Consider the following 25,076-nt stretch of genomic DNA (forward strand, 5'->3'; position numbering starts at 1 on the left):
TCGGTTGCGTCACAGCCCGTGCGCGCCTCGCCACACCTATGACCGCACGGTGCCGGCCCGTCACTACACTCCCGACGACTTCGGTGACGCCGCGACGGCGTCGCCCCGGCGGGCAACGAGGCCGCCCCGCGGGCCGGTGAGGAGATACTGAGCGGATGACGGACAGCGACCGCGGAGCGGTCGGCGCACCTGACACGGACGCCCCGGTGGAGCCGGACGAGCTCGTCCTGGCAGGGGGCTTCGACCCGGTCACCCGCGAGCAGTGGACGGCGGCCGCGGACGGCGTGGTGCGCAAGTCCGGCCGCATCACCGACGACGCCGAGCCCGGGGCCGGGGTGGACACCCTCACCCGGACCTCGGCCGACGGCTTCCGGGTCGCGCCGCTCTACGCCGCCGAGGACGTCGAGGGCCTGCCGGAGACCGGGGTCCCGGGCTCGTGGCCCTTCACCCGCGGCGCCCTGACCGACGGTCACGTGCCCGAGGGCTGGGACATCCGGCAGCGGCACGCGGGCACCGACCCCGCCGCCGTCCGGGAGGCCCTGCTCGCCGACCTGGAGTGCGGCGTCAACTCGATCTGGCTGCGGGTCGGCGAGGGCGGTGTCCCGGTCACGGACCTCGCGCGCACCCTCGACGGGGTCTACCTGGACCTCGCCGCGGTCGCGCTGGACGCCGGCACCGACGCCGTCCCCGCCGCGCACGCCTACCTCGACCTGGCCGCCCGGAACGGCGTCGAGGACGCCGACCTGCTCGGCTCGCTCGGCGTCGACCCGATCGGGCTGCGCGCCCGCGCCGGGTCCGCCGCCGGCGCGGCGGGCGAGCCGGAGACGGTCGTCGAGCCGGCCCGGCAGGTCGCGGAGTCGTTCCCGAAGGTCGCCGCGGTCACCGTCGACGCGACCGTCGTCCGCGAGGCGGGCGGGTCCGACGGACAGGAGCTGGGCTGGTCGCTCGCGGCCGGCGTCGCCTACCTGCGGACCCTCACCGCGGCCGGGCTCGACGTCGCCGCCGCGGCCCGGGTGCTGGAGTTCCGCTACGCCGCCACCCCCGAGCAGTTCCCGACGATCGCGAAGCTGCGCGCCGCGCGCCGGCTGTGGTCGCGGGTGCTGGAGGCCAGCGGCACCACCGAGGTCGCCCAGCGCCAGCACGCCGTGGTGTCGGAGGCGTCGTTCTCCCGCCGCGACCCGTGGGTGAACATGCTGCGCGGCACCGTCGCGGGGTTCGCGGCGGGTGTCGGCGGCGCCGACGCGGTCACCGTGCCGCCGTTCGACGCCGCGCTCGGTGCGGCCGAGCCGTTCTCCCGCCGGATCGCGCGCAACACCCAGAGCCTGCTGATCGAGGAGTCGCACCTGGCCCGGGTGATCGACCCGGCAGGCGGCTCCTGGTACGTGGAGCACCTGACCGAGGACCTCGCCGCGGCCGCCTGGGCCTTCTTCCAGGAGATCGAGGCCGCCGGCGGGGCCGTCGCCGCGCTGGACTCCGGCCTCGTCGAGGAGAAGGTGGCGCAGGTGCGGGCCCGCCGGGAGACCGACGTCGCCCGCCGCAAGGTCCCGCTGACCGGCGTCTCGGAGTTCCCGGACCTCCACGAGCGCCCGGTCGAACGGACACCGCTGCCCGAGCCGGTGCAGCGCGGGGGCCTCCCGCTCTACCGGCCCGCCGAGGCCTACGAGGTCCACCGCGACCGCTCGGACGCCGTACTGGAGGCGACCGGCAGCCGTCCCACCGCGTTCCTCGCGACGCTGGGCCCGCTGGCCACCTACACGGCCCGCGCCGGGTTCACCCGCAACCTGCTCGCCGCGGGCGGGATCGACGCCACCGAGGCCGGCCCGACCGAGTCCGTGCAGGACGTGGCCGACGCGTTCGGCGGGACCGGGACCACGGTCGTCGTGCTCTGCTCGTCGGACGCGCTCTACGACGAGCGCGCCGCCGCGACGGCCGCCGCGCTGCACGAGGCCGGCGCGACCCGCATCCTGCTGGCGGGGAAGCCGAAGGACGACGTGGCGGGTGTCGACGGGTACCTGTTCGCCGGCTGTGACGCCCTCGGCGTGATCGACGACGTGTTCACCGCGCTGGAAGCGCGCACCGGTACCGCCCTGGAGGGATCGAAGTGACGCAGATTCCCGACTTCACCTCGGTGCCCCTGGGCCCCGCGACGACGCCGTCGTCGGACTGGGCGGGGTCCGCCCCCACCTGGGAGGCGCCGGAGGGCATCGGCGTCAAGCCGCTGTACACCTCCCGCGACCTCGACGGGCTCGACTTCCTGGGCACCTACCCGGGGATCACGCCGTACCTGCGCGGCCCGTACCCGACGATGTACACGAACCAGCCGTGGACGGTCCGGCAGTACGCCGGGTTCTCCACCGCGGCCGAGTCGAACGCCTTCTACCGGCGCAACCTCGCCGCGGGCCAGAAGGGCCTGTCGATCGCGTTCGACCTGGCCACCCACCGCGGCTACGACTCCGACCACCCGCGGGTCGCCGGCGACGTCGGCATGGCCGGTGTCGCGATCGACTCGATCCTCGACATGCGCCAGCTGTTCGACGGCATCCCGCTGGACCGCATGTCGGTCTCGATGACGATGAACGGCGCCGTGCTGCCGGTGCTCGCGCTGTACATCGTCGCGGCGGAGGAACAGGGGGTGAGCCCCGACAAGCTGACCGGAACCATTCAGAACGACATTCTGAAGGAGTTCATGGTCCGCAACACCTACATCTACCCGCCGCAGCCGTCGATGCAGATCATCTCCGACATCTTCGGCTTCACCAGCGCGAAGATGCCGAAGTTCAACTCGATCTCGATCTCCGGGTACCACATCCAGGAGGCCGGGGCGACGAACGACCTGGAGCTCGCCTACACCCTCGCCGACGGCGTGGAGTACCTGCGGGCCGGCGTCGACGCCGGGCTGGACATCGACAAGTTCGCGCCGCGGCTGAGCTTCTTCTGGGCGATCGGCATGAACTTCTTCATGGAGGTCGCCAAGATGCGGGCCGCGCGCCTGCTCTGGTCGAAGCTCGTCCACCGGTTCGACCCGAAGAACGCGAAGTCGCTGTCGCTGCGGACCCACTCGCAGACCTCGGGCTGGTCGCTGACCGCGCAGGACGTCTACAACAACGTCGTCCGCACCTGCGTCGAGGCGATGGCCGCCACCCAGGGCCACACGCAGTCGCTGCACACCAACGCCCTCGACGAGGCGCTCGCGCTGCCCACCGACTTCTCGGCGCGGATCGCCCGGAACACCCAGCTGCTGCTGCAGCAGGAGTCCGGCACCACGAACGTCGTTGACCCGTGGGGCGGCAGCTACTACGTCGAGAAGCTGACCTACGACATCGCGCGGCGCGCGTGGGCGCACATCGACGAGGTCGAGAAGGCCGGCGGCATGGCCGAGGCGATCGACGCCGGCATCCCGAAGATGCGCGTCGAGGAGGCCGCGGCCCGCACCCAGGCCCGGATCGACTCCGCCCGCCAGCCGGTGATCGGCGTCAACAAGTACGTGCTGGAGGCCGACGAGCAGATCGACGTCCTCAAGGTCGACAACGCGAACGTGCGCCGCGAGCAGCTCGAGAAGCTGCAGAAGCTGCGGGCCGAGCGCGACGACCGTGCCCTGGACGAGTCGCTCCGCAGGCTGACGGGCGTCGCCGAGAAGATCGCCGAGGGGTCGCGGCGCGGTGCCGAGGACAACCTGCTCGGCCTGGCCGTCGACGCGGCCCGCAACAAGGCCACCGTCGGGGAGATCTCCGACGCACTGGAGAAGGTCTTCGGGCGCCACGCCGGTCAGATCCGCATCATCTCCGGTGTGTACTCCGAGGAGGCCGGGCAGAACCCGGCGATCGACCGCGCCCGCGAGCTCGTCTCCGAGTTCGCCGAGCACGAGGGCCGCCAGCCCCGGATCCTGGTCGCGAAGATGGGCCAGGACGGCCACGACCGCGGCCAGAAGGTGATCGCGACGGCGTTCGCCGACATCGGCTTCGACGTCGACGTCGGGCCGCTGTTCCAGACCCCGGCCGAGGTCGCCAAGCAGGCCGCCGAGTCCGACGTGCACGTGATCGGCGCCAGCTCGCTGGCCGCCGGGCACCTCACGCTGGTCCCGGAGCTGCGCAGCGAGCTCGCCGCGCTGGGCCGCGAGGACATCATGGTCGTGGTCGGCGGCGTGATCCCGCCCGCCGACGTCCCGGAGCTCCTCGACATGGGTGCCGCCTCGGTCTTCCCGCCCGGCACGGTCATCGCCGAGGCGGCGGTGGACCTGCTCGGGAAGCTGTCGGCGGCCCTGGGCCACGGCGACGGCGACGGCGCCGGTGACGGTGCAGGCGACGGTGACGCCCCCGCCGCGGCGGGGAGCGTGTTCGCCGACTGATGGGCAGGGACTGATGGGCGGATCCACCGGGCCCGGCCGCGCCGCCGGCCGCGTCCCGGACCCCGCCGCGCTCGCCCGCGGGGTCCTCGACGGAGACCGCACGCTGCTGGCCCGGGCGATCACGCTGGTGGAGTCCAGCCGCCCCGACCACCAGCGGGCGGCCCAGGAGCTGCTGCTGGAGCTGACGCCGAAGTCCGGCGACGCCGTCCGGGTCGGCATCTCCGGGGTCCCGGGGGTCGGGAAGTCGACGTTCATCGAGGCGATGGGCACCCGGCTGACCGGCCAGGGGCACCGGGTCGCGGTGCTGGCGGTGGACCCGTCGTCCACCCGGACCCGTGGCTCGATCCTCGGTGACAAGACCCGGATGCCGCGGCTGGCCACCGACCCGGACGCCTTCGTCCGGCCGTCGCCGTCGGCGGGCACGCTGGGCGGCGTCGCCCGGCGCACCCGGGAGACGATGGTGGTCATGGAGGCCGCCGGCTACGACGTCGTGCTGGTGGAGACGGTCGGGGTCGGCCAGTCCGAGACGACGGTCGCCGGCATGGTCGACACCTTCCTGTTCCTCACGATCGCCCGGACCGGCGACGCCCTGCAGGGGATCAAGAAGGGCATCCTGGAGCTCGCCGACGTCGTCGCGGTGAACAAGGCCGACGGCAAGCACGAGCAGGACGCCCGCGCGGCGGCCCGCGAGCTGGCCGGGGCGCTGCACATGATGACCCCGGCGTCCGCGCACTGGCGCACCCCGGTGCTGTCCTGCTCGGCGCACACCGGCATGGGCCTGGACACGGTCTGGGAGAAGGTCGGCGAGCACCGCGAGGCGCTGGACAAGGCCGGCGAGCTCGCGACCCGGCGCGCGGACCAGCAGGTCGACTGGATGTGGCAGATGGTGCGGGACCGGCTGATGGACCGGGTGGTGCACGACCCGGAGCTGAAGCAGCGGCTGCCGGAGCTGACCGCCGACGTCCGCACCGGCGGGCTCACACCGACCCTCGCCGCGCAGACCATCCTCGACGTCCTGCGCTGACGTCCTGCGCGGGCGGCGGCCGCTGCGGGTGCTCCTCGGCGGTGGCGGCCGGCCAGGCGGACGCGCGGTGATCACCGGCCCCGCCACACCGGGCGGCGCTTCTCCACGAACGCCGCGACCCCCTCGACGCGGTCCTCGCTGGTGTACGGGTCCGGTCCCACCGACAGCCGCAGCGCCGACGCGAGGGGGAGCTCGCCGCCCCGCCCGACGGCCGCCTTGTACCGGCGCACCGTGAGCGGCGCGTTCCCGGCGATCCGGCTGGCCAGCGCGGCGCAGTGCGCGGCGAGCTCGTCGCCCGGGACGACGTGGTTCACCAGCCCCCAGCGGTGTGCCTCGGCCGCGTCGATGTCGTCGCCGGTGTAGAGCAGCTCGTAGGCGATGCCGCGCGGCACGGTGCGGGACAGCAGGTGCACCCCGAAGTTGGCGCCCATGCCGCGTCTCGCCTCGGGCAGCCCGATGCGGGCGTGGTCGGCCGCGATCCGGATGTCGCAGGCCAGTGCCAGCTCGCAGCCCCCGCCGAGCGCCCAGCCGTTGAGCGCGGCGACGGTCGGCTTGCCGCACTCGAGGACGGTCTCGAACACGTTGCGGGAGGTCCCGCCCATCGGCCGCAGCCCGTTCCCGGCCCCGTCGTCGTGCTCGCGGACCTCCTTGAGGTCGACACCGGCGCTGAACGCCCTCGACCCGGCACCGGTGAGGACCACGACCCAGACGTCGTCGTCGGCGTCGAAGCGGTCGAAGGCCTGCACCAGGTCGGCCTGCAGACCGGCCGACAGCGCGTTGAGGCGTTCCGGCCGGTCCAGGGTGACGGTGGCGACGCGGCCGGCGACGCGGACGTCGAGGCCGTTCTCCGTGCGGGTCGGCGCGCTCACGCCACGGCTCCCCGCGCGATCGACGGCCACAGCGCGTCCGGCCCGCCCGCGACCAGGGACGCCCCGAGCCGGGTGCTCCACTCCCGTTCCGCGCCGTACTCCTCGCGCCACGACCAGAGGCGCCGGGTGAGGCGGCCGAGCTCGTACTCGCGGGTCATCCCCATCGCCCCGGTGGCCTGGTGGGCGGCCGCCGCGATCGTCCCGGCCGCCGCGGAGGCGACGGTCTTGGCGGCGGCGACGTCGAACTCCGCCGGGGTTCCCCCCGGTGCGGCCGTGGCATTGGCGGCGCAGACCCGGGCGGCCATGCGCACCGCCTCGGTCTGCTCGGCCAGGCGCACCAGATGTGCGGCGACGGCCTGGAACCGGGCCACCGGCCGTCCGAACTGGTGCCGGTCGTTCGTGTAGCCGACGGTCAGCTCCAGGACCCGCCCGGCCGCACCCGCGACGAGCGCCACCCGGGACAGCGCCCCGCGGCGGTGCAGCGCGGCGAGGGTGACGCCGTCCGGTGCCGGCGCGGCCTCGTCGACGGCGACGCCGTCCAGGTGCACGGTGTCGCGCGGCTCGCCGGCGAGGTTCTGACCGGGCTCGACGCGGGCGCGTGCGGGGTCGACCGTGACGACCTGCGGGCCGTCGTCGGAGCGCGCGAGCAGCACCAGCCGCTGCGCGGACCGCGCCCACGGCACCCGGGCGACGGTCCCGTCCACCACCCGGCGTGCGCCCTCGCGGCGCAGCGCGACCCCGGTGGACGCCGTCGTCACCGGGCCGGGCGGGACGTCCGTGCCGGACGCGGCCAGCAGCCACCCGCCGAGCAGCCCGGTCTCCGCGACCGGGAGCGGCGCGGCGAACCGGCCGATCTGCTCCAGCACCGCGCACGCCTCGGCGACGGTGCCACCGACCGCCGGACCGCCCGCCGTGTCGGGGACCCGACACCCACGGGAAGCCGCCGGCCGCCGTCGTCGCCCACAGGCCGCCCGCCCAGCCGGTCTCCTCGGCGGCGTCGACGACCTCGGCGGTGCAGCGGTCCCGCAGCACGTCCGCGACGGCCTCGCCGACGAGGTCCGCGTCGCTGCGCGCCCCGCTCATCGCCGTGCCCCCGCGTACTCCGCCGACAGGCCCCGGGCGGCGATGCTGCGCAGCACCTCCGTGGTCCCGCCGCGCAGGGTGAACGACGGACCGGTGAGGACGGCCTCGGCCAGCAGCCGGCCGAACATCCCCGGCGACCCCGGGTCGATCTCCAGCTCCGCGACGTGGCGCAGCGTCTCGATCACCTCCTGCTCGTGGACCGTCCCGATGTCCTTGACCAGTGCCGCCTCCACGGCCGGCGCGGCACCGTGCTCCAGCGAGCGGGCCACGGCGAGCGACAGCTGCCGGATCGTCCACAGCGTCGCGGCGGCCCGGCCGACGGCGGACCGCCCGGCGTCGTCGAGCCGGTCGCCGCACTCCCAGACGAACGCGGTGAGCAGCCCGAACACCGACAGGTAGCGGTCCGGCCCGGACCGCTCGTAGGCCAGCTCCGAGGTGACCTGGTGCCAGCCCGAGCCGATCTCGCCGAGCACCATGTCGTCGGGCACGAACACGTCGGTGAAGACGACCTCGTTGAAGTGGTGCCCGCCGTCGAGGAACCGGATCGGGGACACCGTGATCCCGGGCGCGTGCAGGTCGACGATCAGCTGGGACAGGCCGCCGTGCCGGTCGTCGGACGGCGAGGTGCGGCACAGCACGACGAAGAAGTGGTTGAGGTGCGCCGCGCTCGTCCAGATCTTGGTGCCGTTCACCGTCCAGCCGCCGTCCACCCTCGTCGCGGCGGTCCGCACCGACGCCAGGTCGGAGCCCGCATCGGGCTCGCTCATGCCGAGGGAGAACCAGCACTCGCCGGCCGCGATCCGGGGCAGAAACCACCGGCGCTGCTCCTCGGTGCCGAACGCGAGCAGGGTCGGCGCCGTCTGCCGCTCGGCGACCCAGTGCGCGACGATCGGTGCGCCCGCGGCCAGCAGCTCCTCGACGACGACGAACCGCTCCACCGGGGTGGCCCCCTGACCGCCGTACTCGCGCGGGATCGCCATGCCCACCCACCCGCGGGCGGCGAGACGGCGGGAGAACTCCGGGTCGTGCGCGCCGCCGAGGCCGAGCCCAGGCCGGAAGTCCGGCGGCAGCTCGGTGGCGAGGAACCCGCGCACCTCGTGGCGCAGCTGTTCCTCCCGTTCGGTCAGCACGGTCGGGGTGAAGATCATGCGCTGCTCCTGCTCCGGTCGTCCGTGCGGCGGGGGCGGGCCACCGCCGCGCCGGAGCGCAGCAGGCGGCGGGCCTCGGCCGGGGTGAAGCCGAGCTCGTCGAGCACGGCGGTGGTGTGCGCCGCGAACGGCGGCGAGGGACGGGTGGGCTCGGACGGGGTGCCGCCGAACCGGATGGGTGCGCCGAGGCCGCGGTAACGGCCGATCGCCGGGTGCTCGACGTCGGCGACCAGGCCCTCGGCCTCGACGTGCGGGTCGGTCAGCACCTCGTCGAGGGCCCGCACCACGGCGCACGGGATCGCCACCGCCCGCAGCCGCGTCACCCACTCCGCGCTGTCGCGGGTGACGAAGAGCGCCGCCAGGTCGGCGCGGACGGCCTCGGTGCCGGTCCGCAGCCGGTCCACCGGCATCCCGGCGATCGCGGCCAGCCGCTCCTGGGTGGGCGGGCTGCCCGCCCCGACCGCGATGGCGCCGTCCGAGGTGCCGAACACCCGGTAGTGCCCGGTCAGGGTGAGCCGGTCGGGCTGGTGCGCCTCCCGGGCGGCGGCGATGCGGTCCCGGCCGGCGCCCGCGCGGCGCAGCCGGGGCAGCTCGTCGGCGACGAACGCCGCGCGCCACCCGTCGACGGCGTCGATGTGCGAGAACTGGTTGTTCTGCAGGGTCAGTGCCGCACCGAGCAGCGAGACGTCGACCGGCTGGCCGCGACCGGTGCGGTCGCGGGCGACCAGCGCCATCGACACCCCGGCGAGCAGGAGCAGCGACGACGCGTAGTCGGCGACCTGCACCTCGCTGTGCCGCGGGACGCCGTCGGCCTCGGCGCCGAGCGCCGCGACCAGCCCGGAGTGCGCCTGCACCACGACGTCCATCCCGGGCAGCCCCGCGTCCGGGCCGACCGTGCCGTAGCCGGTGACCGCCCCGTGCACGAGCCGCGGGTTCACTGCGGACAGCGTCACGGCGTCCAGACCGCGGCGCGCGACGGCGGCCGGGCTCATGTTCACGAGCACGACGTCGGCGAGCGCGGCGAGCCGGCGGACGACCTCGCCGGCGTCGGGGTGGCCCAGGTCCAGCGCGACCGACTCCTTGCCCCGGTTCTTGATCGCGAACTGGCGGCTCTCGCCGGGCGCGAGCTCGTGCGAGCTCCGGTAGGAGTCCCCGCCGGGTGGTTCCACCTTGATCACCCGGGCTCCCGCGTCGGCCATCAGCTGGCCGCAGAACGGCACGGACACGAACTGTCCGAACTCGACGACCGTGATCCCGTCCAGCGCGCCGGTCACGGCGCGACCGTCCCGGCCGGGACGCCGGTCTCCAGGTGGCAGGCGACCTCGCCGCCGCCGTCGACGGGGGTCATGGCGGGCGGGGTCTCCCGGCAGACGTCCATCGCGAACGGGCACCGGGTGACGAACGGGCAGCCCGCGGGCGGGTCCGCCGGGTCGGGCAGGTCGCCGGAGAGCAGCATGCGGGTCCCGGTCCCCGCCCGTCCCGGGTGCGTCGCGGGGGTCGCCGACAGCAGGGCGCGGGTGTAGGGGTGGGCCGGCGCGTCGTAGACCCGGTCGGTGGGGCCGGTCTCGACGACGTGACCGAGGTACATCACGGCGACGGTGTGCGCGATGTGCCGCACCACGGCCAGGTCGTGCGCGATGAACAGGTAGGACAGCCCGAACTGCTCCCGCAGGTCCTCCAGCAGGTTGATCACCTGGTTCTGGGTCGACACGTCGAGTGCGGACACCGCCTCGTCGCACACCACCAGGCTCGGGTGGAGCGCGACCGCCCGGGCGATCGCGACGCGCTGCCGCTGCCCGCCGGAGAACTCGTACGGGTAGCGGTCCGCGTGGCTCGCGGGCAGCCCGACGACGTCGAGCAGCGCGCGGACCCGGCTCGCGGCGTCGCGCCGGGACAGGCCCTCGTGCTCGCGCAGCGGCTCGGCGATGCTGTCCCCGATCACCGCGCTCGGGTCCAGCGACGAGTACGGGTCCTGGAACACCATCTGCATGGTCCGGCGGGCGTCGCGCAGCGCCCGCCCGCGGAGCGCGGTCAGGTCGGTGCCGTCCAGCCGGACCCGCCCGCCGGCCACCGGGACGAGCCGCAGCACGGCCCGCCCCAGCGTGGACTTGCCGGATCCGGACTCGCCGACCAGCCCGAGCGTCTGCCCGCGCGCGAGGCGCAGGCTGACGCCGTCGACGGCGCGCAGGGTCCGCCCGCGGCCGCGCAGGCCCCGGGACCCGAACGTGACGCGCAGGTCGTCGACCTCCAGCAGACCGGCCGCTCCGCCGCCGGTCACCGGGCACCGCGCAGGGTCAGCTCGTCGTGCCGGACGCAGCGCGAGAGGTGGCCGGGACGGGCGGTGACCAGCGGTGGCGGTTCCCCGCAGACCGTCGTCGCACGGCCGCAGCGCGGCGCGAACCGGCAGCCCGGGGGCATCGCCCACGGTTCCGGGGTGCGCCCCGGGATCGACGGCAGCCGCTGCCCCCTCGACCCCAGCTGCGGCATCGCCGCCAGCAGCCCCTCGGTGTAGGGGTGGCGCGGATGGTCGAACAGCTCACCGACCCCGGCCCGCTCCACGACCTGCCCGGCGTACATCACGACGACCCGTTCGCACACCTCGGCGACGACGCCGAGATCGTGGGTCACCAGCAGCACGCTCATCCCGAGATCGCGCTGCATCGTCGCCAGCAGCTCCAGCACCTGGGCCTGGATGGTGACGTCGAGTGCGGTGGTGGGCTCGTCGGCGATCAGCAGGCGCGGCTCGCAGCTGACCGCCATCGCGATCATCGCCCGCTGCCGCATCCCGCCGGAGAACTCGTGCGGGTAGTCGTCCACGCGGCGCCGGGCGTGCGGGATGCCGACCAGGTCGAGCACCTCGACGGCCCGTTCGCGCGCGGCCCGGCGGGACACCCCGCGGTGCAGCCGGACGGTCTCGGCGATCTGGTCGCCGATCCGGAACGCCGGGTTGAGGCTGGTCATCGGCTCCTGGAAGACCATCGCCACCTCGTTGCCGCGCACCGCCTGCAGCTCCCGCCCGGAGAGCGCGGACAGGTCGCGGTCGCCGAACCGGACGGCCCCGGAGGCGATCCGGCCGACGCCGCGCGGCAGCAGCCCGAGGACGGACAGGCCGGTCACGGTCTTGCCCGAGCCCGACTCCCCGACGAGGCCGACGATCTCGCGCTCGCGCACGTCGAACGAGACCCCGGCGACGACCGTCGACCACCCGTGATCGGTGACGAACTCGACGTGCAGGTCGTCCACGCCGAGCAGGGTCCCGGCACGGGCGGGTGCGGCAGGTGCGGTCATGATCCGGCCTTCCTGGTACGTCGGCCGAGCGCGTCGCGCAGCCCGTCACCGATGAGGTTGAACGACAGGGTGGCGACGGCGATCGCGACGCCGGGCCAGAACACCAGCAGGGGAGTGGAGCGGATCTCCCGGAACCCGCTGCCGAGCATCACGCCCCAGCTGGGCGTGGGCGGGACGACACCGAGCCCCAGCAGGCTCAGCGCGGCCTCGGCCAGCAGCGCCGCGGCCAGCATCACCGAGACCTGCACCAGCACCGGTGAGGCGATGTTCGGCAGTACCCGCCGGACGACGATCCGCCAGGCCGGGGTACCGATGCTGATCGAGGCCTCGACGTAGGTCTGCGCGCGGACCTGGAGCGTCGACGCCCGCGCGACCCGGAACAGCCGCGGTGCGTACACGATCCCGAGCGCGATCATCGCGTTCTGCAGGCCCGGCCCGGTGGCGGCGATGATCGCGATGGCCAGCACGATCGCCGGGAAGGTCATCAGCACGTCCCCGGCCCGGCCGAGCAGCCAGTCGACCCGGCCGCCGACGTAGCCCGCGAGCAGGCCCAGCGGCACGCCGATCACGGTGGCGACGGCGACGGCGAGCGCGGCGGCGAACAGGGACACCCGCCCGGCGTAGAGCAGCCGGGTGAACGTGTCCCGGCCCAGCGCGTCCGTGCCCAGCCAGTGCTGCGGCGTGGACAGCGACAGGCGGCGCGGCACGTCGATCGCCTCCGGGGCGTAGGGCGCGATCAGCGGGGCCGCCAGGGACCCCACGACCAGCAGCCCCAGGACGACGAGTGCGACGGACGCCGGCCGGTTCTCCCGGAAGCGGCGCCAGAACCCGGCACGGACGGGGACGGCGGGCGCGGCGGCGGTACCGGCCGCGGCGGTGGGCGCGGTGGTCGTCATGACTGCCGGATCCTCGGGTCGAAGTAGCCGTAGGACAGGTCGACGAGCAGGTTGATCAGCAGCACCAGCGCCGCGACCACCAGCAGCACGCCCTGCACCATCGGGAAGTCCCGGGCGAACACCGAGGTGTAGGCCAGGCTGCCGAGCCCGGGCAGGGCGAACAACTGCTCGATCACGACGGTCCCGCCGATGAGGCGGCTCGCTTCCAGGCCGAACGCGGTGACCACCGGGACGGCGGCGTTCTTGAGCGCGTGCCTCCCGACGACGCGCGCCGGAGGGAGCCCCTTCGCGGTCGCGGTGCGGACGTAGTCCTCGCGCAGCACGCCCGTCATCCCGGCCCTGGTCTGGCGGGCGATCACCGCCGCGGGGGCGAGACCGAGCGCCGTCGCGGGCAGGACGAGGTGCAGGAACCACTGCAGCGGGTTCTCCGTCAGCGGCACGTAGCCGACGGCCGGGAAGATCGTCGCGTTGATCGCCAGCAGCAGCACGAGGATCATGCCGACCCAGAAGTACGGGACGGCGACGCCGAGGCTGGCCGCGAACGTCGCCACCCGGTCGAGCCGGCTGCCCGGCCGCATCGCGGCGACGACACCGACCGTGACACCCAGCACGAGCGCGACGGCGAGGCTCAGCAGCGCCAGCGACAGGGTGGCGGGCAGCCGCGAGAACACCGCCTCGGACACCGGCTGGCTGGAGAACAGCGACTGCCCGAGGTCGCCCTGCACGACCCCGGAGAACCAGTTCCAGAACTGCAGGAGGAACGGGTCGTCGAGACCGAGCCGTTCCCGTACGGCCGCGATCTGTGCGGGATCGGGGTTCTCCCCGGCGAGGGCGACCGCGGGGTCGCCGGGCACCAGGACGATCAGGCTGAACACGCAGAAGCTGACGACGAGCATCGGGACGGTGAACGCCAGCCTGCGGACGAGAAGGCCGAGCATGGGAACCTCCGCCTCTAGGGGTTGATCGCCGCGCCGCGGAACTGGCGGGACGCGTCGGCGTAGATCTCCACACCACCGACCTTCGGGTTCATGACGTACGGGGTGGTGAGGTTGCACAGCGGCAGGTGTGGCGCGTGGACCTCGGCGACCCGGTCGAAGAGCTTCTCGAACTGCGGTGCCCGGTCCTCCGGCGTCGCGCCGCGGGCCGCGGCGTCCTCGGCGGCGACGACCACCGGGTCGCTGTACCCGCCCGGGTTGTTGAAGCCGTCGGGCCGGTAGTACTCGGCGGTGAGCACGCTCGGGTCGGACTCGGCCTTCTGCTCGAACAGGATCGCGTCGACGCTCTTGGCCACGGAGAAGTCCTCCGCGAGCTTGTTGAGATCGACCGGTGTGATCGACATCGTGATGCCGACCTCGGCGAAGTTGGCCTGCAGGATCTGCGCGATCTGCTGGTAGACGTCGAGGTTGACGACCTCCAGGTCGAACGAGAAGCCGTCCGGCAGACCGGCCTCGTCGAGCAGCCGCCGGGCCTGCTCCGGGTCGTGCTCCGGCGGTGCCACGTTCGTCGACGACGCGTAGTAGAAGTCCGGGAACATCTGGCCCGCGGGCTGGCAGAGGCCGCTGACGAGCAGGCTGATCGACCTCCGGTCGACGGCGACGTTCATCGCCTGCCGGACATTCTCGTCGCCGAACTCCGACCGGGCGGTGTTCAGGTTGAGCGTGTAGCTCGACAGCGACGGCTGCTGGCAGATCACCAGCCCCGACTCCTGCGCCGGGCGCACCATGTTGGCCCGGAGGAACGTCACGTCCGCGGCGCCGGTGGTGACGGCGTTGAGACGGGCGTTGTCGTCGCCGGAGATCAGGTAGGTCAGCCGCTCGACCCGCGCACCGTCCTGGTCCCAGTAGCCGGGCACCCGGGTGTACTCGACCCGGTCACCGGGGACGTAGCGGCTCATCGTGTAGGCACCCGAGCCACCGGTGGGCCGGACGTCCTCGCCGGGCCGGTCGAAGGCCGCCGGGCTCATCATCATCCCGGCCGAGCCGCCCAGGATGGTGATCAGCGGGCCCGCCGAGGAGTCGGTGACGAGACGGACGGTCCGCTCGTCGAGCACCTGGACGTCGGTGAGCGACTCGAGCCGGTTCGCGTTGAACGAGCCCTCGAGGTCGCGGTGGCGGAGCAGGTTGGCGCGCACCGAACCGGCGTCGAACGGGACGCCGTCGTGGTAGCGCCACCCGGGGATCAGCCGCATGTCCACCGACCGGCCGTCGGGGGACAGGCTCCACGACTCGGCCAGCATCGGCTCGGCCTCGCCGGCGGCGTTGACGTGCACGAGGCTGTCGTAGACGGGGTAGAGGTACATCTGGCTGTTGTTCGTGGTGATCCGGTCCGGGTCGAAGCTGGTGTTGTCGACCGTGTAGATCCAGGTCAGCTCGGCGGCGCGGTCCGATCCGGGTGCGACGGGCGGGCAGTCGACCGGGCCGGTGTCGGCCTGCGGGATCGCACCGCTGCCCGCGCCGCAGCCCGCGGCGAGTCCGAGCAGCAGGCAACCGAGCAGGCCGGCGACGAGGGTGGTGGGGGACGGGCGCACGGGGGGACCTCCTTGTCCGGCGTGCGACGTGGCGCCGTCAGCGGGAGTTGCGCCGCCGCTGGGACCACATCTGGGTGGCGCGCTCGAACTCGACCGCCGCGTCCCAGCCGATCCCGGGCGGACCCAGCTCGGTGCGGAACGAGCGGACGGCCTCGCGGGCGAGGGCGGGGTCCTTCGCGGGCTCGGCGGCGAGCCGGTGCGCGGTGTCCTCGACGTCGGCGTCCGGGACGGCGGACCAGGCCAGACCGATCTCGGCGACACTCCGGCCGTCGATCTCCTGGCTGAACAGCCCCATCGCGGCCGTGGCCTCGCGACTGGCGGTCCGCCCGGCGATGGTGAAGAACCCGCCGCCGGGGTGCAGCCCGATCCGGAGGAACCCGGCCAGCAGCCGGGCGTCGGTGGCGACGACCCGCAGGTCGGTGGCGAACATCAGGTTGATGCCCGCGCCGACGGCCGCGCCGCGGACCGCCGCGACCGTCGGGACGGCGAGGGCGCCGACCCGGACGAAGGCCCGGTACACGGCGCCGGTCTCCCGGAACGTCGCGTCCTCGGCCTGGTCGGCGCCCGGGTTCCAGGTGCGCCGGTCGGCGCCGGAGCAGAACGTGCCGCCGGCCCCGCGGACGACGGCGGCGCCGATCGCGGGGTCGGCGTCGATCTCCTCGCAGGCGGCGACCAGCTCGTGGCCCATCGTCGGCGTCAGCCCGTTCCGCACCTCCGGCGAGTCGACGGTCAGGGTCGCGACCCCGTCGGTCTTGTCCAGGACGATCGAGCCCATCTGTGTGGTCCTCCAGGGTCGGTGGGTGGTCAGGAACGGGTGGTGACGAGGACGTCGACGGCGACCACGCCGTCGCCGGCGGCGCCGACGATCAGCGGGTTGATCTCGAGCTCCTCGATGTCGGGCCGGTCGGCGACCGCGGCGCCGAGCCGCACCAGGACGTCGACGACGGCGTCGACGTCGCGTGGCGGCGCGCCGCGGTGCCCGGCCAGCAGCGGCCAGGACCGCAGCTCGCGCAGCAGGCCGCGGGCCTCGTCCGGGGTGGTCGGGACCAGGGCGGTCGCGACGTCGCGGTGCACCTCGGTGGCGGTCCCGCCGAGGCCCACGGTCACCACCGGCGGCCAGCCGTCGCGGGCACCGGCGACCCCGACCAGCAGCTCCAGGCCCGGCGGCACCGCCTCCTGGACCAGGACCGCCTCCAGCTCCGGGACCCGGGCCGACAGCTCGTCGAACACGTCCGCCGCGCTCGCCACCGGGACCCCGAGGCGGACGCCGCCGGCGTCGGTCTTGTGCTCCAGCCCCGGCGCGACCGCCTTCATCACCACGGTGCCGACCGCGCCGGCGAGGTCCCGGGCGGCGGGCAGGACCTCGTCGCGCCGGCGGACCTCGGCCGACGCGGGCGCCGGGACACCGGTCCGGCGCAGCAGCGCCCAGCCGTCCGTCCGCGGTGGACGGTGCGCCGGGCCGGGCACCGCGTCCCCGGCGGGGAGGAGGGGCGTGTCCGCGGTCGCCGGCGGGGCGAGCGCGCCGGCGACCCGCGCGGCGACGGCGATCGAGGAGAACACCGGGATCCCGGCCCGGCGCAACGTGGCGCGTGCCTCGGTGGTCCGGTCGGCGGCGGCGAGCCACACCACCGAGCAGGGCACGTCGGTCCCGGCCATCGCCCCGGCCAGGTCCTCGGCGAGGTCGGTGGCCTGGTCGCCGACGACCATGGTCAGCAGCACCATCAGGGCGTCGACGGAGGGATCGGCGCAGACGATCGAGCAGACGTCGCCGAACGCCCGGTCGTCGCGGTTGAACAGCTGGGCGGTCACGTCGACCGGGTTGGCCAGTGCCCCGAACTCCGGGACGACCCGGGCGAGCTTCGCCCGGGTCTCCGGGGCCAGCCCGGGCAGCTCCAGGGCGGTGCTCTCGCACCGGTCGGCCGCCAGGATCCCGGCACCCCCGGACGTGGTGACGGCGGCGATCCTGCGGCCTCGTGGCCTCGGCCCGCCGCGGAGCGCGGTGGCGGCGGCGAGCAGCTCGTCGACGTCGTCCACGAGGACGACCCCGTGCCGGTGCGAGACCAGCCGGAACGCGGTGTCGTCACCGAGCATCGCGCCGGTGTGCGACACCGCGGCCCGGCGCCCGGACTCCGACCGGCCCGACCGCAGCACGACCAGGGCCGTCCCGCTCGCGGCGGCCTCCGCGGCGAGCCGCGCGTAGGCGGCGCCGTCCTGCACCGCCTCCAGGTACACCGCGAGGACCGAGACCTCCGGCTGCCGGACGAGGAACCGGCCCACCTCGGCGACGTCGACGTCGGCCTGGTTGCCGGTGCTCACCCACGCCGTCAGGTCGAGGCCCTGCTCCGCGGCGAGGTCCAGGACCGATCCGCCGACGGCGCCGCTCTGCCCGGCGTAGGCGATCCCCGACGTGCCGGTCAGCGGGCGGTCGGCCGCCGCGGTGAAGGTGGCGAACAACCGCGCGGGCGGGTAGATCACGCCCTGGCAGTTCGGCCCCAGCACCCGCACGCCGGACTCGCGGCCGGCCCGGACCAGCGCGTGCTGCAGGTCCGCGCCCTCGGGGCCGGTCTCGGCGAAGCCGGACGCGAACACGACGACCGCGGCGGCTCCGGCCGCCCCCGCCTCGCGGACGGCCGCCTCGGCGTGCGGCGCCGGGACCATGGCGAGCACCAGGTCCACGGGGCCGGGGACGTCCGCCAGCGACGGGAAGCACGGCAGCCCCGCCAGCTCGTCGTACTTCGGGTTGACCGGCCGGACCGCTCCCGCGAACCCCCGCTCGGCCAGCCACCGCAGCGGGCGTGCCATCGGGCTGTCCGGCCGGCCGGTGGCACCCAGTACCGCGACGCCCCGGGGCCGGAACATCCGCTCCCAGTCGGTCGGGCCGGGGGTGCCGGCCGGGCCCGGCCGGGTTGCGCCGGCTGTGTCCGTCACGGTGGGACCTCCTCGTCCGCAGGGCACGACCGGTCACCCGTCGCTCGGACGGGTGAGGAAGGTCGATGCTGGTCAGGGCGCCGATCCGCGGCCCGCGAGATCGTGTCCTGGGCCACACGGTAAGTCGACATCGATATCGACTACAAGTCTTTCGGGTGACGCGGTGCTGTGCCATCCTCGGCACGCAAGTGAGGGGAGCTGCAGGTGACCGAGCAGGCGACCAGCCCTGCCCGCAGCGGGATCGGCAGCCGCCGCCGGGCGAGCATCGGCACGATGCCGAGCACGGCGCGCGGACGGCGCACCCGCTCGCTGCTGCTCGACGGGGCGCGCACCGTCTTCGAACGGGACGGCTTCCTCGACGCGCGGGTCGCCGACATCGCCGCGGCGGCGGGGACCGGCCACGGCAGCTTCTACACCTACTTCGATTCCAAGGCCGACGTCTTCCGCACACTCGTCAACGAGGTGATGGAGTCCGGGCTCTACGCCCCGGAGCCGACCGGCCCGCACGGGGACGGCCGCCCGCCGACCCTCGCCGAGGCGTGGGACCGGATCGAGCGGGGGAACCGCCGCTACCTCGGCCTGTTCCGGCGGGACCGGAAGCTCCTGGCCCTGTTCGAGCAGGTCGCGTCCTTCGACGACGAGATGCGCCGCTACCGGCTGGAGCTGCGGGAACGCTCGGTGGCCCGGGCCGAGACCGGGATCCGGCGCCTGCAGGAGTGGGGCCTCGCCGACGACGACCTGGACCCCGTGCTGGCGTCGCACGCCCTCAACTCGATGGTCACCCAGTACATCTACTACTGGCTGGTCCTCGGGCAGGACCACGACGAGGAGGAGTCGGTCGCCGTGCTGACCCGGCTGTGGGGACGCTCGCTCGGGCTGCCGCGCCGCTGACCCGGCTCAGGGGCGGCTCGCGCCGAGCGCCTCGGCCGCCGCCGCCCGCAGGATCACGTGCTCGGCGGCGAGCATGGCGAACGTGGCGCCCAGCTCCCGGAACCGCCGGACGTGCGCGGGGGAGTCGCAGTAGGCCCCCACCGGCACACCGGCCGCCGCGCACCGCTCGGTGATCCCGCGGACGAGGTCGCCGTACTCCTCCGCCCGCGGCCCGCCCGGACCCTGTGCGGCGAGCGGGAAGCCGTGGGCCAGCGCCAGGTCGGACGGCCCGACGAAGACGGCGTCGACACCCTCGACGGACAGGATCTCCTCCAGGTTCGCCACCGCGGCGACCGTCTCCACCATCACCACGCACCGTCCCGGCGCCAGGGGGTCCCGTCCGAGCCAGGACGGGCGGACCGGCCCGAAGCTGCGGATCCCGCCGTCCGGCGGGTAGCGGCAGGCGGCGACGGCGGCCGCGGCCTGCTCGGCGGTGTCCACCAGCGGGACGATCACGCCGTCCGCGCCGCGGTCCAGCGCCCGGCCGATCGGCTCCGCGCCGTGCCCGGGCACCCGGACCAGCGAGCGGGTGCCCGACGCGGTCAGCGCCTGCAGCATGCCGAGCACGGTGTCGTCGCCGATCAGCCCGTGCTGGGTGTCGACGCAGATCACGTCGAACCCGACCGCGCCCATCACCTCGGCGACGGCGGGGGAGGGCAGCTGCAGCCACCCGCCGACCGCGTCGCCGGTGAACATCGGATCCCCGTCGATCACTGCGCTCATGACGTCGACCGTGCCCGCCCGCGCGGCCGCGCGCCAGCCGTGGGGCATCATCGCCGGATGGCCCCGCCCGCGCTGTCCCTCCCGCCCCGCCCGGTGATCGGGATCCTGCACCCCGGAGCCATGGGCGCCGCGATCGGCTCGGCGCTCAAACCCCGTGCCGGGGCGGTGGTCTGGGCGGACGCCGGACGCAGCCACGCGACGGCGAAGCGCGCCGAGCTGGCCGACCTGGTCGCCGTCCCGGACGTCGCCGAGCTCGCCCGCCGCTCGCACGTGATCGTCTCGATCTGCCCGCCGCACGCCGCCCGCGAGGTCGCCGGGCTGGTGGGGGCCGCGCTCGCCGACCGGACCGACCGGCCGCTGTACGTGGAGGCGAACGCGATCGCCCCGGACAGCGTCCGCGGCATCGCGACGCTGCTGGGCGACCGGGCGACGGTGTGCGACGGCGCCGTGATCGGCCCGCCCGCGTGGGACCGTGGCACGACGGTCCTGTGGCTGTCCGGCCCGGGCGCCGACACCGCGGCCGCGCTGTTCGAGGGCAGCCCGTTCGACGCCCGGGTGCTGGCCACCGGGCCGGCCGACGTCGGCACGGCGAGCGGGCTCAAGGCCTGCTTCGCGTTGCAGAGCAAGGCGCTGCCGACCCTGTGGCTCGCGCTGGAGGAGGCCGCGGCCCGGTTCGGGGTCACCGAGGCGCTGCACGGCGAGCTGGACCGGACCGGGTCCGCCTACGCCGGCGCGCTGGCCGACGTCCGCGCGACGGCGGCGGCGAAGGGCTGGCGCTGGGCGGGGGAGATGGAGGAGGCCGCCGACGCGCTGGCCGCGATCGGTGTGCCCGACGGGTTCTCCCGCGCCGCGGCCGAGCTGTACCGGCGGGCGTCGGACGGCGGCTGACGGACGCGGGTCCCGCCGCCACCCGAGGGTGCGGTGGCGCACGACGGCCGAGCGCCCCGGCGCCGGGAGGACCGGCACCGGGGCGCCTTGTGTGCCCGTCGGGTCAGGCCGCGACGGAGCCGTGCGGGTCGATGACGAACTTGCGGGCCACGCCGCCGTCGAACTCCTGGTAGCCGCGCGGGGCGTCGTCCAGGGAGATCGTCGTCGCGTTGACCGCCTTCGCGATCTCCGCCCGGCCGGAGAGGATCGCGTTCATCAGCTGCCGGTTGTAGCGCTTCACCGGGCACTGGCCGGTGGTGAGCTGGTGCGACTTGGCCCAGCCCAGGCCGATCCGGACGCCGAGGGTGCCCTCCTTCGCACTGTCGTCGACCGCGCCCGGGTCCCCGGTGACGTAGAGCCCGGGGATGCCGAGCGCGCCGCCGACCCGGGTGATGTCCATGACCGAGTTCAGCACGGTCGCCGGCGCCTCGTCGGCGTCCTTGCCGTGGCCACGCGCCTCGAAGCCGACGGCGTCGACGGCGGCGTCCACCTCGGGCTCGCCGAGCAGCTGTTCGAGGTGCTCGGGCAGCGTCCCGTCCAGCCGGAGGTCGATCGTCTCGCAGCCGAAGCTGCGGGCCTGCTGCAGGCGCTCAGGGATCATGTCCCCGACGACGACCGCGGCCGCGCCGAGCAGCTGCGCGGCGTGCGCGGCGGCCAGCCCGACCGGGCCCGCGCCCGCGACATAGACGGTCGACCCGGTCGTCACCCCGGCACTGAGCGCGCCGTGGTAGCCGGTCGGGAAGATGTCGGACAGCATCGTGAGGTCGAGGATCTTCTCCAGCGCCTGGTCCCGGTCCGGGAATTTCAGCAGGTTGAAGTCCGCGTAGGGCACCATGACGTACTCGGCCTGGCCACCGACCCAGCCGCCCATGTCGACGTAGCCGTAGGCCGCGCCGGGCCGCGCCGGGTTGACGTTCAGGCAGACACCGGTCTTGCCCTCGTTGCACATCCGGCACCGCCCGCAGGCGATGTTGAACGGTACCGAGCAGATGTCCCCGGGCCCGACGAACAGCACGTCGTCGCCGACCTCGACGATCTCGCCGGTGATCTCGTGGCCGAGCGACTGCCCGACCGGTGCGGTGGTGCGGCCACGGACCATGTGCTGGTCGGAGCCGCAGATGTTGGTGGTGACGATCTTCAGGATGGCGGCGTGCGGCGCCTTCCGCTTGATCTTGAGACCGTCGACGACGTCGGTCGGAAGCTCCAGCTTCGGGTACTCGATCGACTCGACGGCGACCTGTCCCGGTCCCTTGTAGACCACGACACGGTTGTCGGGCATGATGCCTCGCTCCCCTCGAAGGCGTTGCGCGCGATCCGCGGTCGCGGACCCGCGGGCGTCGCGCCGGGTGCCCGCCCCCGTGCGCCGGCCACGTCGCCGAATGCGACCGTGCCACGGATATGCGGATCCGAACATGGGTCGATGGGCACTGCACCGGAGGAGAGGTGGCGTGCATGGCCCCGGCCGCGGCACCGGGCGATACTGCGCGGATGACCGACGACGATCTCCTCGAGCCCCCGGTGCCGGTGCTGACCGCGCCGCACCACACCCCCGAGCGCGAGGCGCTGCAGAAGCAGGCACGCGAGTTCGCGACGACGCGGGTGCTGCCGGTGGCCGACGAGCTCGACCCGCGCAAGGGCGAGATCCCGCGCGACCTGCTCGACGAGATGGGGGAGCTGGGGTACTTCGGGATCACGGTCGGCACCGAGCACGGCGGGCTCGGTCTCGGTGCCTTCGAGTACTGCATGGTCGCCGAGGAGCTGGCCCGGGCCTGGATGAGCGTCGGGTCGATCATCGCCAGGGCCCAGGGGGCCGGGACGAACGTGGCGGACCCGGCCCGCAGGGCGGAGCTGCTCCGGCGCAGCGCGCGCGGCGGGTGGATCGGCGCGATCGCGCTGTCCGAGCCGGACGCCGGGTCCGATCTCGCCGCCGTCGAGACCCGGGCGGTCCGCGACGGCGACGAGTACGTCGTCACCGGCCGGAAGCGCTGGACCGGCAACGCGAAGGCCGCCGACTTCGTCCAGGTCCTCGTCCGCACCGCCGACCCGGAGCCGGGGGAGAAGCGCTCGGCCGGGCTCGCGATCGTCGTCGTCGAGAAGCAGCGGGACACCTTCCCCGACGGGCTCACCGGCACCCCGATCGACAAGATCGGCTACCACGGGTTCGTGACCTGGGACCTCGAGTTCGACGGGCTCCGTGTCCCGGTCGCCAACCAGCTCGGCGCGGGCGGCGAGGGGTTCGCCGACGCCCAGGCGTGGCTCAACATCGCCCGGGTGCACACCGCGGCCCGCGCCGTCGGCCTGGCCAGGGCGGCCGTCGAGGACTGCGTCCGCTACCTGCAGCGGCGCCGGCAGTTCGAGCACCCGATCGGCGACTTCCAGGCGGTGCGCTTCACCCTCGCGACGATGGCGGCCCGCGTGGAGCAGGCGCGGTCGTTCTACCAGCACGTCGCCCACCGCCTCGACCAGGGCGAGTCGTGCGAGCGGGAGGCGGCGATGGCGAAGCTCGTGGCCACCGAGATGGCCGCCGAGGTGACGGCGGACGGCATCCAGCTGCACGGGGGCAACGGTTACACCACCGAGCACCAGGTGGAGCGGCACTGGCGCGACGCCCGGCTGACGACGATCTTCGAGGGCACCAGCGAGATCCAGAAGAAGATCATCGCGGACCGCCTGCTGCCGCGGAGCCCGCTGGGGTGACAGGAGGAATTTTTTCCTGTCACGACCTGCCGACCCTCCGTCGTGTCACACAGGCGTGACACGGGCGACACCGATCGGTAGTGCGCCCGGTCCACCCTGTGCGTCTCCCCGGTCGCCCACCGTGATCGCTTCCACGCGACAGGGGACGAAGCGGACGGCGAACATCGGAGGGTGGATGGCACGGTCGGACATCGGGCGTACGGGGGCCCGCTTCGGCGCCCCGACGTCCCGGCACGCGCCCGATCCGGAGCACCCGCACGGTCGCCCCGTCGAGGAGGCCCCGGAACCCGCACCGGAGCCCGCCGCGGTTCCCGTGGACGACGCGGAGCCGCCGCAGGAGGACCTCGTCGGGGTCACCGGCGCCCGGTTCGGTGGCCACTCGGTGAAGCGGAAGCGGAAGTCCCGCAAGGAACGTGCGGCCGAGTCGGCCGCCGCCGAGACCGCCGCCGCACAGGAGGACGCCGCGGCGACCGCCCCGGACGACGGCACGGGCTGGGAGACGGCCCCGCTGCCCGCCGTCGTCGACGACCCCGGCCCGGTCGAGCAGGTCGCGTTCGCGCCGGTGCGGCCCTACGTGATCACCGGCGGCCGCACCCGGGTCCGGATGGAGCTCCGGCTGGAGACCCTGGTGTCGGTGACGCCGGTCCGCGGCCCGGTGCGGGTCGACAGCCGGGAGAAGGCGGTCGTGCTGGGCCTGTGCGCGCAGACCCGGTCGGTCTCGGAGGTGGCGGCGCTCGCGTAGGTCCCGCTCGGCGTGGCCCGGGTGCTCATCGACGACCTGGCCGGCGAGGGCAGGCTGACCGTGCACGGCGTCTCCTCCGCCGAGGACGGGCCGAGCATGAAGCTGATGGACCGCGTGCTGGCCGGACTGCGGAAGCTCTGACCCGGCGGCAGGATGGGGCGCATGAGCGACCCGCGTCCCGTCCGTATCGGGCTGCAGCTGCAGCCCCAGCACGCCGACTACTCCGAGATCCGCCGCACCGTCGCCGCCGCCGAGGAGGCCGGCGCCGACGTCGTGTTCAACTGGGACCACTTCTTCCCGCTCTGCGGCGAGCCCGACGGCAAGCACTTCGAGTGCTGGACCATGCTCGGTGCCTGGGCCGAGGCGACCTCGAGGATCGAGATCGGCGCCCTGGTGACCTGCAACAGCTACCGCAACCCCGAGCTGCTCGCCGACATGGCCCGCACCGTCGACCACATCTCCGGCGGCCGGCTGATCCTCGGCATCGGCGCCGGCTGGTTCCAGCGCGACTACGACGAGTACGGCTACGAGTTCGGCACGGCCGGTGGCCGCCTGCGGGACCTGGCCCAGGCGCTGCCCCGCATCCGGGACCGCTGGGCGGCGCTCAACCCGGCCCCGACCCGCGACATCCCGGTGCTGGTCGGCGGCGGCGGGGAGAAGAAGACGCTCCGCTACACCGCCGAGCACGCCACGATCTGGCGCGGATTCGGCGACGCGGAGACCGTGGCGCACAAGTGCTCCGTGCTCGACGGGCACTGCCGCGACCTCGGTCGTGATCCCGCGGAGATCGAGCGGTCCTGCGCCGTGGAAGGCTCCCCCGAGGAGAGCGGCCCCGGCCTGTACGACGCCGGCGTCCGCCTCTTCACCGTCGGCCAGGACGGGCAGGGCGGCTACGACCTCGCCCGGCTGAACGACTGGATCGCCTGGCGCGACGAGCGCAACGCCTGAG

Annotated in this window: 20 protein-coding genes and 1 pseudogene; 8 read left to right on the forward strand and 13 right to left on the reverse strand. The window is 74.5% G+C overall.

Annotated features, from left to right (window positions below; all coding sequences use genetic code 11):
- The first annotated feature begins 155 nt into the window (after window positions 1-155).
- Genes Ae150APs1_RS01300 through meaB form a run of 3 tightly spaced genes read left to right on the forward strand, consistent with a single transcriptional unit; the run spans window position 156 to window position 5,369 of the window.
- Entirely contained in the window at window positions 156-2,105 is a 1,950-nt protein-coding gene (locus Ae150APs1_RS01300; protein WP_083679863.1) for a methylmalonyl-CoA mutase family protein, read from the forward strand.
- A 23-nt stretch (window positions 2,106-2,128) separates the two neighbouring features.
- Entirely contained in the window at window positions 2,129-4,345 is a 2,217-nt protein-coding gene (scpA, locus tag Ae150APs1_RS01305) for a methylmalonyl-CoA mutase (protein WP_249266524.1), read from the forward strand.
- A 13-nt stretch (window positions 4,346-4,358) separates the two neighbouring features.
- Complete coding sequence (gene meaB, locus Ae150APs1_RS01310; RefSeq protein WP_010225525.1) at window positions 4,359-5,369, forward strand: methylmalonyl Co-A mutase-associated GTPase MeaB; 1,011 nt, start codon at window positions 4,359-4,361, stop codon at window positions 5,367-5,369.
- 71 nt (window positions 5,370-5,440) lie between these two features.
- On the opposite strand, the gene Ae150APs1_RS01315 is transcribed toward meaB, so the two are convergent.
- The 11 genes from Ae150APs1_RS01315 to Ae150APs1_RS01365 all read right to left on the reverse strand — a co-directional run bounded on the left by Ae150APs1_RS01315 (window position 5,441) and on the right by Ae150APs1_RS01365 (window position 18,108).
- Window positions 5,441-6,238 carry an enoyl-CoA hydratase-related protein gene (locus Ae150APs1_RS01315; protein WP_075301548.1) on the reverse strand — a complete coding sequence of 266 codons (798 nt, stop codon included), beginning with the start codon at window positions 6,236-6,238 and terminating at the stop codon, window positions 5,441-5,443.
- On the reverse strand, window positions 6,235-7,104 hold the full coding sequence (locus Ae150APs1_RS01320) for an acyl-CoA dehydrogenase family protein (RefSeq protein ID WP_212567137.1): 870 nt from the start codon (window positions 7,102-7,104) through the stop codon (window positions 6,235-6,237). The genes Ae150APs1_RS01315 and Ae150APs1_RS01320 overlap by 4 nt, the downstream gene beginning before the upstream one ends.
- A 213-nt stretch (window positions 7,105-7,317) precedes the next feature.
- A complete protein-coding gene (locus Ae150APs1_RS01325) occupies window positions 7,318-8,469 on the reverse strand; it encodes an acyl-CoA dehydrogenase family protein (protein ID WP_075295209.1) in 1,152 nt (383 codons plus the stop codon).
- On the reverse strand, window positions 8,466-9,743 hold the full coding sequence (locus tag Ae150APs1_RS01330) for a CoA transferase (RefSeq protein ID WP_075295211.1): 1,278 nt from the start codon (window positions 9,741-9,743) through the stop codon (window positions 8,466-8,468). Before Ae150APs1_RS01330 ends, Ae150APs1_RS01325 begins: the two co-directional genes overlap by 4 nt.
- Window positions 9,740-10,747 (reverse strand): oligopeptide/dipeptide ABC transporter ATP-binding protein, encoded by a 1,008-nt coding sequence (locus Ae150APs1_RS01335; protein ID WP_075295213.1) that lies wholly within the window; start codon window positions 10,745-10,747, stop codon window positions 9,740-9,742. The genes Ae150APs1_RS01330 and Ae150APs1_RS01335 overlap by 4 nt, the downstream gene beginning before the upstream one ends.
- The gene (locus tag Ae150APs1_RS01340; RefSeq protein WP_075295215.1) at window positions 10,744-11,757 is read right to left on the reverse strand and encodes an ABC transporter ATP-binding protein; all 1,014 of its coding nucleotides are present in this window, start codon (window positions 11,755-11,757) and stop codon (window positions 10,744-10,746) included. Before Ae150APs1_RS01340 ends, Ae150APs1_RS01335 begins: the two co-directional genes overlap by 4 nt.
- A complete protein-coding gene (locus tag Ae150APs1_RS01345; protein WP_060576109.1) occupies window positions 11,754-12,653 on the reverse strand; it encodes an ABC transporter permease in 900 nt (299 codons plus the stop codon). Before Ae150APs1_RS01345 ends, Ae150APs1_RS01340 begins: the two co-directional genes overlap by 4 nt.
- Window positions 12,650-13,591 (reverse strand): ABC transporter permease, encoded by a 942-nt coding sequence (locus Ae150APs1_RS01350; protein WP_075295217.1) that lies wholly within the window; start codon window positions 13,589-13,591, stop codon window positions 12,650-12,652. The genes Ae150APs1_RS01345 and Ae150APs1_RS01350 overlap by 4 nt, the downstream gene beginning before the upstream one ends.
- A gap of 14 nt (window positions 13,592-13,605) precedes the next feature.
- Window positions 13,606-15,180: an ABC transporter substrate-binding protein gene (locus Ae150APs1_RS01355; RefSeq protein WP_075295219.1), complete on the reverse strand. Its 1,575-nt coding sequence runs from the start codon at window positions 15,178-15,180 to the stop codon at window positions 13,606-13,608.
- 37 nt (window positions 15,181-15,217) lie between these two features.
- Window positions 15,218-15,955, reverse strand: coding sequence for an enoyl-CoA hydratase-related protein (locus Ae150APs1_RS01360; protein ID WP_075295221.1), 738 nt, complete (start codon window positions 15,953-15,955; stop codon window positions 15,218-15,220).
- 29 nt (window positions 15,956-15,984) lie between these two features.
- Window positions 15,985-18,108, reverse strand: coding sequence for an acetate--CoA ligase family protein (locus Ae150APs1_RS01365; protein ID WP_212567138.1), 2,124 nt, complete (start codon window positions 18,106-18,108; stop codon window positions 15,985-15,987).
- 204 nt (window positions 18,109-18,312) lie between these two features.
- Between Ae150APs1_RS01365 and Ae150APs1_RS01370 the strand changes: the two genes are divergently transcribed.
- Window positions 18,313-18,999 (forward strand): TetR/AcrR family transcriptional regulator, encoded by a 687-nt coding sequence (locus tag Ae150APs1_RS01370; RefSeq protein ID WP_010230356.1) that lies wholly within the window; start codon window positions 18,313-18,315, stop codon window positions 18,997-18,999.
- A gap of 6 nt (window positions 19,000-19,005) precedes the next feature.
- On the opposite strand, the gene Ae150APs1_RS01375 is transcribed toward Ae150APs1_RS01370, so the two are convergent.
- Window positions 19,006-19,761: an aldolase/citrate lyase family protein gene (locus Ae150APs1_RS01375; RefSeq protein ID WP_075301552.1), complete on the reverse strand. Its 756-nt coding sequence runs from the start codon at window positions 19,759-19,761 to the stop codon at window positions 19,006-19,008.
- 57 nt (window positions 19,762-19,818) lie between these two features.
- On the opposite strand from Ae150APs1_RS01375, the gene Ae150APs1_RS01380 reads away from it, so the two are divergent.
- On the forward strand, window positions 19,819-20,649 hold the full coding sequence (locus tag Ae150APs1_RS01380; RefSeq protein ID WP_010230350.1) for an NAD(P)-dependent oxidoreductase: 831 nt from the start codon (window positions 19,819-19,821) through the stop codon (window positions 20,647-20,649).
- A 103-nt stretch (window positions 20,650-20,752) separates the two neighbouring features.
- Here the strand turns inward: Ae150APs1_RS01380 and fdhA are convergent, their stop codons facing one another.
- Window positions 20,753-21,967, reverse strand: coding sequence for a formaldehyde dehydrogenase, glutathione-independent (fdhA, locus tag Ae150APs1_RS01385; protein WP_010230347.1), 1,215 nt, complete (start codon window positions 21,965-21,967; stop codon window positions 20,753-20,755).
- Window positions 21,968-22,176: 209 nt separating this feature from the next.
- Here fdhA and Ae150APs1_RS01390 point away from each other — a divergent pair, with 209 nt between their 5' ends.
- The 3 genes and pseudogenes from Ae150APs1_RS01390 (at window position 22,177) to Ae150APs1_RS01400 (ending at window position 25,075) form a co-directional block, all read left to right on the forward strand.
- On the forward strand, window positions 22,177-23,385 hold the full coding sequence (locus Ae150APs1_RS01390; protein WP_075295223.1) for an acyl-CoA dehydrogenase family protein: 1,209 nt from the start codon (window positions 22,177-22,179) through the stop codon (window positions 23,383-23,385).
- A gap of 175 nt (window positions 23,386-23,560) precedes the next feature.
- A pseudogene (locus tag Ae150APs1_RS34145) lies at window positions 23,561-24,268 on the forward strand (DUF742 domain-containing protein).
- A gap of 21 nt (window positions 24,269-24,289) precedes the next feature.
- The gene (locus Ae150APs1_RS01400; protein WP_139316770.1) at window positions 24,290-25,075 is read left to right on the forward strand and encodes an LLM class F420-dependent oxidoreductase; all 786 of its coding nucleotides are present in this window, start codon (window positions 24,290-24,292) and stop codon (window positions 25,073-25,075) included.
- Window position 25,076: the final 1 nt, after the last annotated feature.

Origin of the sequence: Pseudonocardia sp. Ae150A_Ps1 (assembly GCF_001932315.1) — a bacterium.
In the GTDB taxonomy this organism is placed as follows: domain Bacteria; phylum Actinomycetota; class Actinomycetes; order Mycobacteriales; family Pseudonocardiaceae; genus Pseudonocardia.

Excerpts from the sequence above, each read along its gene's own strand:
- fdhA (WP_010230347.1), bottom strand. The coding sequence starts at position 21,967 with ATGCCCGACAACCGTGTCGTGGTCTACAAGGGACCGGGACAGGTCGCC.
- Ae150APs1_RS01325 (WP_075295209.1), bottom strand. The coding sequence starts at position 8,469 with ATGATCTTCACCCCGACCGTGCTGACCGAACGGGAGGAACAGCTGCGC.
- Ae150APs1_RS01380 (WP_010230350.1), top strand. The coding sequence starts at position 19,819 with ATGGCCCCGCCCGCGCTGTCCCTCCCGCCCCGCCCGGTGATCGGGATC.
- Ae150APs1_RS01350 (WP_075295217.1), bottom strand. The coding sequence starts at position 13,591 with ATGCTCGGCCTTCTCGTCCGCAGGCTGGCGTTCACCGTCCCGATGCTC.
- meaB (WP_010225525.1), top strand. The coding sequence starts at position 4,359 with ATGGGCGGATCCACCGGGCCCGGCCGCGCCGCCGGCCGCGTCCCGGAC.
- Ae150APs1_RS01375 (WP_075301552.1), bottom strand. The coding sequence starts at position 19,761 with ATGAGCGCAGTGATCGACGGGGATCCGATGTTCACCGGCGACGCGGTC.
- Ae150APs1_RS01390 (WP_075295223.1), top strand. The coding sequence starts at position 22,177 with ATGACCGACGACGATCTCCTCGAGCCCCCGGTGCCGGTGCTGACCGCG.
- Ae150APs1_RS01340 (WP_075295215.1), bottom strand. The coding sequence starts at position 11,757 with ATGACCGCACCTGCCGCACCCGCCCGTGCCGGGACCCTGCTCGGCGTG.
- Ae150APs1_RS01360 (WP_075295221.1), bottom strand. The coding sequence starts at position 15,955 with ATGGGCTCGATCGTCCTGGACAAGACCGACGGGGTCGCGACCCTGACC.
- Ae150APs1_RS01400 (WP_139316770.1), top strand. The coding sequence starts at position 24,290 with ATGAGCGACCCGCGTCCCGTCCGTATCGGGCTGCAGCTGCAGCCCCAG.
- Ae150APs1_RS01345 (WP_060576109.1), bottom strand. The coding sequence starts at position 12,653 with ATGACGACCACCGCGCCCACCGCCGCGGCCGGTACCGCCGCCGCGCCC.
- Ae150APs1_RS01300 (WP_083679863.1), top strand. The coding sequence starts at position 156 with ATGACGGACAGCGACCGCGGAGCGGTCGGCGCACCTGACACGGACGCC.